This is a genomic window from Phenylobacterium sp., from assembly GCF_030645195.1.
GTDB lineage: Bacteria > Pseudomonadota > Alphaproteobacteria > Caulobacterales > Caulobacteraceae > Phenylobacterium.
Genome location: NZ_JAUSLW010000184.1, coordinates 1 through 8,456, shown reverse-complemented (window position 1 = coordinate 8,456; position 8,456 = coordinate 1). Strand labels below are relative to the sequence as shown.

General features: G+C 70.1%; 9 protein-coding genes. 6 read left to right on the top strand and 3 right to left on the bottom strand.

The window, feature by feature from the left end:
* On the bottom strand, positions 1-857 hold an 857-nt coding region (locus tag Q7T09_RS15535; RefSeq protein WP_304700895.1), incomplete at its 3' end, for a hypothetical protein.
* Positions 858-1,031: 174 nt separating this feature from the next.
* Here Q7T09_RS15535 and Q7T09_RS15530 point away from each other — a divergent pair.
* The 5 genes from Q7T09_RS15530 to Q7T09_RS15510 all read left to right on the top strand — a co-directional run bounded on the left by Q7T09_RS15530 (position 1,032) and on the right by Q7T09_RS15510 (position 4,000).
* On the top strand, positions 1,032-1,583 hold the full coding sequence (locus tag Q7T09_RS15530; RefSeq protein WP_304700894.1) for a PAS domain-containing protein: 552 nt from the start codon (positions 1,032-1,034) through the stop codon (positions 1,581-1,583).
* A 117-nt stretch (positions 1,584-1,700) separates the two neighbouring features.
* Positions 1,701-2,276, top strand: coding sequence for a hypothetical protein (locus Q7T09_RS15525; RefSeq protein ID WP_304700892.1), 576 nt, complete (start codon positions 1,701-1,703; stop codon positions 2,274-2,276).
* Between the two features lie 183 nt (positions 2,277-2,459).
* Positions 2,460-3,257: a potassium channel family protein gene (locus Q7T09_RS15520; protein ID WP_304700891.1), complete on the top strand. Its 798-nt coding sequence runs from the start codon at positions 2,460-2,462 to the stop codon at positions 3,255-3,257.
* Positions 3,258-3,401: 144 nt separating this feature from the next.
* On the top strand, positions 3,402-3,704 hold the full coding sequence (locus tag Q7T09_RS15515; protein ID WP_304700890.1) for a type II toxin-antitoxin system RelE/ParE family toxin: 303 nt from the start codon (positions 3,402-3,404) through the stop codon (positions 3,702-3,704).
* Entirely contained in the window at positions 3,704-4,000 is a 297-nt protein-coding gene (locus Q7T09_RS15510; RefSeq protein ID WP_304700888.1) for an addiction module antidote protein, read from the top strand. The genes Q7T09_RS15515 and Q7T09_RS15510 overlap by 1 nt, the downstream gene beginning before the upstream one ends.
* A gap of 393 nt (positions 4,001-4,393) precedes the next feature.
* Here Q7T09_RS15510 and Q7T09_RS15505 read toward each other — a convergent pair whose 3' ends face one another.
* Positions 4,394-4,990 (bottom strand): response regulator transcription factor, encoded by a 597-nt coding sequence (locus Q7T09_RS15505; RefSeq protein WP_304700882.1) that lies wholly within the window; start codon positions 4,988-4,990, stop codon positions 4,394-4,396.
* A gap of 233 nt (positions 4,991-5,223) precedes the next feature.
* Here Q7T09_RS15505 and Q7T09_RS15500 point away from each other — a divergent pair, with 233 nt between their 5' ends.
* Complete coding sequence (locus tag Q7T09_RS15500) at positions 5,224-7,287, top strand: ATP-binding protein (RefSeq protein WP_304700881.1); 2,064 nt, start codon at positions 5,224-5,226, stop codon at positions 7,285-7,287.
* Positions 7,288-7,343: 56 nt separating this feature from the next.
* Here the strand turns inward: Q7T09_RS15500 and Q7T09_RS15495 are convergent.
* On the bottom strand, positions 7,344-8,456 hold a 1,113-nt coding region (locus tag Q7T09_RS15495), incomplete at its 5' end, for a PLP-dependent aspartate aminotransferase family protein (RefSeq protein WP_304700880.1).

The following is an 8,456-nucleotide window of genomic DNA, read 5'->3' as shown; positions in this document are numbered from 1 at the left end:
ACGCTGGTCTCGGAGCGCTCCTCCTCCTCGCGATAGGCGGTGTAGGTCTCGGTCATCACCATGGTCAGGATCTTGATCCCGGCCCCGAAGCGGCGAAGCAGGGAGCGTTCGTTGCAGTCGCGGCCGGGCTTCTGGGGCCGGCACTCCACCTTGCCGCCGGGCAGGTGGACCAGGGCGTCGCCCTTGCGGCAGACCAGGGTCTTGCCGCCGGAGAAGTCCACCTGGCCCTCATATTCGGCGATGGTCGCCGACAGGAAGGTCCCGGCGAGGCAGCGATAGAGCTCGCCCTCATAGGCGTCGTCGATGTCGCGGTCGGGGCTCACCTGGCTGGCCGGGTGCGGGATCTCGCGGTCGTCGATGCAGAAGGCCTGGATCACCACCCGGCGGGTCTTGGTGCGGGTGGCCTGGTAGGCCGTGCGCTTCATCCGCTTGCCGGCGTCGATGTTGAGGCCGGAGATCATGCCGGTGGACATCGGGGGCGAATAGCCGCCGCCCCCGCCGCCGCCGCCGTAATAGGTGACCGAACCGGCGCCCGCGCCGGCCCCAGACCCCGCGCCGGCGCTGGAGCCCGCGCTGGAGGCGGCGTTGGCGATGGCGACGTTCACGCTGGAGACATTGACGTGGATATTGGTGCGCTGGCCGTTGTCGCAGCAGGGCGGCGTCGGCGGCGGCGGGGCCGGCGGCGGGGTGCAGCACGGCGGGGTGGGCGGCGCCACGCAGCAGGGCGGCGGCGGCGGCTCGCAGCACACCGGCGGCGGCGTGCAGCATTGGGCGAGCGCCACGTCGGGCGTGGCGCTCCCCAGGAACAGCAGTCCAAATCCGAGCAGCAGGCCCAGCAGGGTCGAACGCATCGTCATGGAACAGCCCCTCCTCTAAGGCCGCCGTTAAGCATGCAAGAACCGCGCCGCACAGCGCGCCGCGTCCCTGCCCGCCGGCCCGAAACGTCCCGTATGGAGACGCCGGGCGACTGGTCCGCATCTTTCTGCAAGCCCCATGCGGTCACGAAGGGCCGCGAACGGGGTCGCATCGGGATGTCGGTGTTCCATTCAAATACAGAACGGTTGATAGACTATTGGCGTGGCCGCGGCGGCGACGGCCGTCTGCCGCTGCGCAGCGCCATCAGCCCGGCCGATTTCTCCGAGGTCATCGCCCAGGTCTTCATCCTTGGGCGCACCCGTTCGGGCGTCTATCCCGTGCGCCTGGCCGGCGGCTTCGTCTCCGAACTGCACCAGCGCGACCTGCGCCGGCAGAACGGCCTCTCCCTCGTGCGCGAGCGCGACCGCTTCAACCTGCACACCGCGCTGGAGACCGCCTGGCGGCGCCCCGAGCCCATCGTGGCCACCGTCGAGGTGCTCACCGAGGGGCCCAGCCTCCCCATGGAGGTGTTGTTCGCCCCCCTGGCCGGCGCCAACGGCTCGCCCGACCGGTTCCTGGGCCTCTACCAGCCGCTGGGCATGGTGGCCCGCCTGCGCGGCCTGCCGGCCCTGCCCTTCGCCGTCCGCGACATCCGCGGCATGGGCCCCGCCAATGAGGAAACCCCCCGCCTGCGCCTGGCGACCCTGGACGGACGGCGGATCGCCTGATCTCAGCTTCCCGCGCTTAAAGCTCCGGAAAGCCTACGCCCCTAGAGTGCGTATCCGGAGGAAGCGCAGATGGGACATCCACTGAGCGCCCCAAGACACTGGCTCGCGGGCGCGGCCATGACGTCAGCCCTGGGGGTGTTCGCACCGTGTGCGCACGCCGCCGACCTCGGGACGCAGGCCGTTCCGCCCGCGCCCAACGCCTTCGTCTCGGCCATGGGCCAGCCGCTCGCCGACTTCAACATCAACCAGACCCAGATCCCCGACAGCCTGCGCAAGGCCGTCGACGATCCCTACGCCCTGGACGCCGACGACAGCTGCGCGGCCATGGCCGGCGAGATCGCCGGCCTCGACCTGGCCCTGGGCCCCGACCTCGACGCCGACGCCGTCAGGACCACCAGGCGCACGATGGTGACCCGCGCCGCCGCCGGCGCGGTCCGCCGCCTGGCGGTCAGCTGGATCCCCTATCGCGGCGTCCTGCGCACCGTCACCGGCGCCGAGTCCCACGCCCGCAAGGCCCAGGAGGCGGCGCTCGCCGGCGCCATCCGCCGCGCCTATCTCAAGGGCCTGGGGCAACGCGGCGGCTGCGGCCCCGAGGCCGCCCCACGCCGGGCGCTGGCGGTCGCGCCGGAGGGCGACCCCGCCGACGCCGTCGACCTGGCCCCGGCGCAGGTCGTGGCCCTGGACACGCCGTAGCGCCCCCTCCCTCCCCTTCATGGGGAGGGACAGATCGCGAAGCGATCCGGGTGGGGGAATCTGGCCGGTATTCCCCACCCGTCCGGCGTTCCGCCGTCCCCAGGTCGGGGAAGGATGAAACAGAATTACATGACACAGGCCGCTTCGCGCGTTTGATGGGGCATGGCCCCAAAGACCCACGACTTGGCGAAGCCTCACGACCCGACCCCGGCCTTCCAACGCCTGCGGCTACGGCTGCGCGCGCTCTTCTACGGCGAGAGCCGCGCGGCCATCCGCTTCCGGCTCGGCGTCATCGTCCTGGACCTGCTGCTGATCGGCTTCTTCATCGCCACCCCAATGGTCCGCGACCGGCCGATCTACCTGGCCATCGACTACGCCATCGCCGTCGTCGTGCTCGTCGACCTGGCCGCCCGCGCCCTGGCCGCGCCGGACCTGTCGCGCTGGCTGCGCCGGTCGAGTTTCTGGGTGGACGTGGTGGTGCTGATCACCCTGCTGTTCCCGCTCTGGCTGGCCAATTTCGCCTTCCTGCGGGTGCTGCGGCTGTGGTCCCTGTTCCACAGCGATTTCTTCTGGGAGACGGTCGCCCGGCGCTACGACAACACCCGCTGGGAGGAGACCACCAAGGCGCTCGCCACCCTGGTGACCTACCTCTTCATCGTCACCGGCGTCGTCTACGCCCTCTATGCGCGGCAGCATCCGCACATCAACGGCTATGTCGACGCCCTCTATTTCACCGTCAGCACCGTCACCACCACCGGGTTCGGCGACGTCACCCTGCCGGGCGTCTCGGGCAAGCTGATCTCCATCCTGATCATGCTGTCGGGCTTCACCCTCTTCGTGCGCCTGGCCCAGGCCCTGCTGCGGCCGCGCAAGGTGCTGTTCCCCTGCCCCACCTGCGGCCTGCTGCGCCACGACCTCGACGCCGTCCACTGCAAGGCCTGCGGCCAGCTCCTCAACATCCCCAACGACGAGGGGCCGTAGGGGGGGCGGCGCCCGGAAGCGGACGCTTGCGGCCAGCAGGCGGCCTGGTGAGCCTGGCCAAGCTCGGATTCGGCCGCCAGACGCTGTCGCTTATATGAGACAATCCCTTGACGGGAACGCCTCCGTGTCGCCTATAGTTGACGCATGATCGAGGTGCGCCAGACCGAGGCGTTTCGGGCGTGGCTTGAGACGCTGCGCGACCGCAGGGCGGCCGCCAAGATCGCGGCTCGCCTCGCGCGGCTCGATCTTGGAAACTTCGGCGATGCTGAGCCGGTCGGCGAAGGCGTCTCCGAACTCCGGATCCACTATGGACCCGGCTATCGGGCCTACCTTGTGCGACGAGGCGAAGTCCTCGTCATCCTACTCTGCGGTGGCGACAAGGCATCGCAGGATCGGGATATTAAACGAGCCAAGGCGATGGCTCGGGAAATTGGAGACGTGATCTGATGCCCCTGAAGACGAGCCGCTTTGACGCAGCCGCAGTTCTGGACACGCCCGAAGCTATCGAAGCGTTCCTGGAGGACGCCTTCGAATCCGGCGATCCGTCCTTCATCACCCATGCCCTGGGGGTCGTCGCGCGCGCCAAGGGGATGTCGCAACTGGCGGAAGAGACCGGGCTATCGCGTCAGGCGCTTTACAAGGCGCTCAGCGCCGAGGGACATCCAGAGTTTGGCACTGTCTTGAAGGTGGCTGGAGCGCTCGGGTTTAGGCTGCATCCGGAGCGCGTTCCGGAGCCCACCTGATCGCCTTCGCTATCAGCTAACGGGCGGTCCAGCAGGGCTCCAATGTGCTGCGAGCCACGTTCAGGCTGCCAACTCACGGCGGAGGGGGCGACTCCTTCGCGCCAAAAGCGGACCATGAGTTGGGTGCCGGAAGCGGACCTTACCCCGGCGCAGCCCCGGAGCGCCCCCGGGCCGCCCCCGGGCCGCCCCCGGGCCGCCGGAGGTTGCCACGGTCTGGGTTGATGGCTGCCAATTCGATCGAGAGAGTTGCGGGTAGGCGACAGGTCCAAGCTGAGCCTGAAGCTGACCTACTGAAGGTCAGCAACGAGCCTAGCGGCCGTCGAGCCCGGTCGAGATCGGCGGTCCCCGCCCTTCCCCCAGGAGCCCAGCCCACGGCCGGGGCCGAGAGCCCCCCTACCCCGCCAGCTTCAGCCGGCTCACCGCCTCGGTGCGGTTGCGGGCGCCGGTGGCGGCCAGGATGGCCTGGACGTGCAGCTTCACCGTGGCGATGGAGATGCCCAGCTTCTTGGCGATCTCCTTGTTGGTGCGCCCGACCTCGATCTCGGCCAGCACCTCGCGCTGGCGGTTCGACAGGCGCTCGACCCCGGTCTCGGGCCGCGGCTCGGGCTTGGCCGCCAGTTCCTCGAAACAGGGGAAGTATTCGCCGCCGGCCAGGACCAGCCGCATGGCCGCGGCCATGAGCGGGCGTTCCGAGCTCTTGGGCAGCAGCCCCTTGTAGCCGTGGGCGTGGGCGAGCCGCGCCAGGGCCAGATCGCGCTTGGGGACCACCAGGATGCGATACCCCGCCGCGATCTGCGCCCCGCGCGCGATCCAGCGCGCCGGATCGACGTCGCCCGGCAGGTCCAGCAGGATGAGGTCCGGCTTCAGATTGCGCTCGACGTCCGGCAGGTCGGCGACCGTCACCACCTCGGCGGCGGCCAGATCGTCACCCGCGATGGCGGCCAGGGCGTCTCGACAGAGCGGCTGACTGCTGACGATCACGGCGCGCATCGGGTGCGGATATCTCCAGACGCCCGAGGGCGGAACGAAAGACCAGACTGCAACTAGGGTCTTTTACCCCCCGTCGTCACCTGGCCGAGCGGCTAGCCAGTCAGCCTTACGGCCCCGCCGCGCCTTGATCTACGCAGACTTTTCGGGGTTTCAGGCCTGATGGCCAGGCCATGGGTAGGATTCCCGACACACCGGCTTGGCTTGAAGCTGCGGAATTGGGGGGCGATTCGACAATGCCTGATCAGAAAGCCGCGACCGAGGCTGCCCAGGCTCGGGTTCGCGAGGCCCTGGCCCACGCGCCGGCGACCACCTTCTTCCGCCACCCCTTCTCCCTGCTGGTTCTCGGCTTCGACGAACACCTGTTGCTGGTCTCGGCCTCCAGCGTCACCCGCGAGGGGACCGACGCCGAGCTGCCGTGCGGCGCCGGCGCCCGCCTGCGGGACCTGTTCAGCGACGCCGACGCCACGGCGATCGCCCCCCTGGTGGAGGCCGCCCTGGCCGGCCGGCCCGGCATGACCAAGCTGTCCGCGGCCGCGGGCGAGGACCGCATCCTGCGCGTCTCCTTCCTCCCCCGCCGCATCGACGGCCGCCAGCGCGGCCTGGCGCTGATCGTCCACGACGTCACCGCGCGGCAGGAGGGGATCACCCGGCTACGGGCCCTGGAGGACCGGCTGCGCGCCATCCTCACCCATGCCGCCGACGCCATGATCGTGATCCGCACCGACGGGGTCATCGAGGGCGCTAACGAGGCGGCCGCCAAGCTGACGGGCTGGACCGAGGCCGAACTGGTGGGCCGGGATATCCAGGTCCTGATGGACGAGCCCTATCACAGCACCCACCAGGGCCAGATCGAGCGCTATCTGGAAAGCGGGGTCAGCGGCATCCTCAATGTCGGCCCCCGCGCCCTGCCCCTGCGCCACCGGCTGGGCCATATCGTCCCCATCGAGCTCTCCATCGGCGAGGCGGTGATCGGGGGCGAGCGGATGTTCATCGGCGCCTGCCGCGACATCACCAAGCGCCTGCAGGTGGACGAGGCCCTGAGGACCGCCAACGCCGACCTGCGGGGCAAGATCCTCGAACTGGAAACCCTCAGCGCCGGCCTGGAGGCCCAGAAGGCGGCCCTCCAGGCCCTGGCCCGCGAGACCGAGGCCGCCCGCCGCACGGCCGAGGTCGCCAACCAGGCCAAGTCGCGATTCGTCGCCACCATGAGCCACGAGCTGCGCACGCCCCTGAACGGCATCCTGGCCGTCGCCGAAGCCCTGTCGCGCCGCGCCCTGGCGCAGGACGACCTGGAGCTGGTCAACATCATCCGCTCCTCCGGCCAGGGCCTGCTGTCGATCCTCAACGAGGTGCTGGACCTGGCCAAGGTCGAGGCCGGCGCCCTGATGCTGGACCCGCGCCCCTTCTCGCCGGCGCAGGCGGTCGCCGCCGTGGGCGAGGTCTGGCGCTTCGCCGCCGAGGCCAAGGGGATCGGCCTGAAGGTCACCCTCAGCCGCCTGCCCGCCACCCTGCTGGGGGACTCAGGGCGCCTGCGCCAGGTGCTCTCCAACCTGGTCAACAACGCCATCAAGTTCACCGATCGCGGGCAGGTCACCCTGGTGGCCCGTCGCATCGGCCGCGGTTCGAACCTGCGCTTCGAGGTCACCGACAGCGGCCCCGGCATCGAGGAAGACCAGCGCGAGCGCCTGTTCGAGCCCTTCATCCAGGCCGACACCGGCACGACCCGCAAGCACGGCGGCACGGGCCTGGGCCTGGCCATCTGCCGCGAGCTGGTCACCCTGATGGGCGGCCGTATCTGGGCGGAGAACGCACCGGAGGGCGGGGCCCGCATCGTCTGCGAGATTCCCTTCGAGGTCACGGACGCGATCGCCACGCCGCCGCCGACAGGCGCGGCCCGGGATCCTGGCGAAGAGCCCGCGCCCGGCGACCCGCTGATCCTGGTCGCCGAGGACCATCCCCTGAACCGCCGGGTGGCCGCCATCGTCCTGGAGGGCGCGGGCCTGCGCTTCGAGTTCGCCGAGGACGGGGTGGCCGCCGTCGAGGCGGTGAAGACCGGCCGCTTCGACCTGGTGCTGATGGATGTTCACATGCCCCGGATGGATGGCCTGGAGGCCACCCGGGCGATCCGCGCCCTTCCTGGCCCCGTCGCCGCCATCCCCATCATCGCCGTCACCGCGGCCTCCCCCGACGAGGTCACCAAGTGCCGCGAGGCCGGCATGAACGATTTCGTCTCCAAACCCATCGGCGCCGCGGCCCTGCTCCAACGCATCGCCGAGCACCTCCAGCCGGCGGACTAGGCGCGCGACACCTCGACGGCCACTTGTCGGCCAATGTCGGCCGGGTGGCGCGGCCGCTAGCCCAGCGCCTGATCCAGGTCGGCGACCAGGTCTGCGGCGTCCTCGATCCCCACGGACAGCCGGATCAGTCCGTCATGGATGCCCAAACGTCGGCGCGTGTCGGCCGGGATGGAGGCGTGGGTCATGATCGCGGGGTGCTCGATCAGGCTCTCAACCCCGCCCAGGCTCTCGGCCAGGGTGAACAGCCGGGTCCTTTCCAGCACTTTTCGCGAAGCCTCGAGTCCTCCATCCACGACCACCGACATCATCCCCCCGAACCCGCCGGTCATCTGGCGCCTCGCCAGGTCGTGCTGCGGGTGGCTGGCCAGCCCCGGATAGATCACCTGTTCGATCCCCTTCCGGCCCTCCAGCCAGGTGGCGATCTTCAGGGCGTTGGCGCAGTGCCGCTCCATTCTCAAGCCCAGGGTCTTCACACCCCGGTGCGCCAGGAAGCTGTCGAAGGGCGAGGCCACCGCCCCCACCGCGTTCTGCAGGAAGCTAAGCTTTTCAAGCAGATCCTCGTCCTCCCCCACCACCAGGCAACCGCCCACGATGTCGGAATGGCCGCTGAGGTACTTGGTGGTCGAGTGCATCACCACGTCGAAGCCGAACTCCAACGGCCGCTGGATCGCCGGGCTGGCGAAGGTGTTGTCCGCCGCCGCGATGATCCCGCGCCGCTTGGCCAGCGCCGCCAGGGCCTCCAGGTCCGCCAGCCGCAGCAGGGGATTGGTGGGAGTCTCCACCCAGAGCAGCCGGGTGTTGGGCAAGATCGCCGCCTCCACCGCGGCCAGGTCGCTCAGGTCCACGAAGCTGAACGCCAGCCCCGCCGAGCGCTTGCGCACCTTGTCGAACAGCCGAAACGATCCCCCATAGAGGTCGTCGCTGGCGATGACGTGGTCCCCGGCGTCCAGCACCTCCAGCAGGGTGGCGATGGCCGCCAGCCCCGAGGCGAAGGCGTAGCCCTTGGCCCCGCTCTCCAGGTCCGCCACGGCCCGCTCGAAGGCGAACCGGGTCGGGTTCTGGCTGCGGCTGTACTCGAACCCCTGGTGCACCCCCGGGCTCGACTGGGCGTAGGTGGAGGTGGCGTAGATCGGGGTGATCACCGCCCCCGTGCTGGGGTCCGGATACTG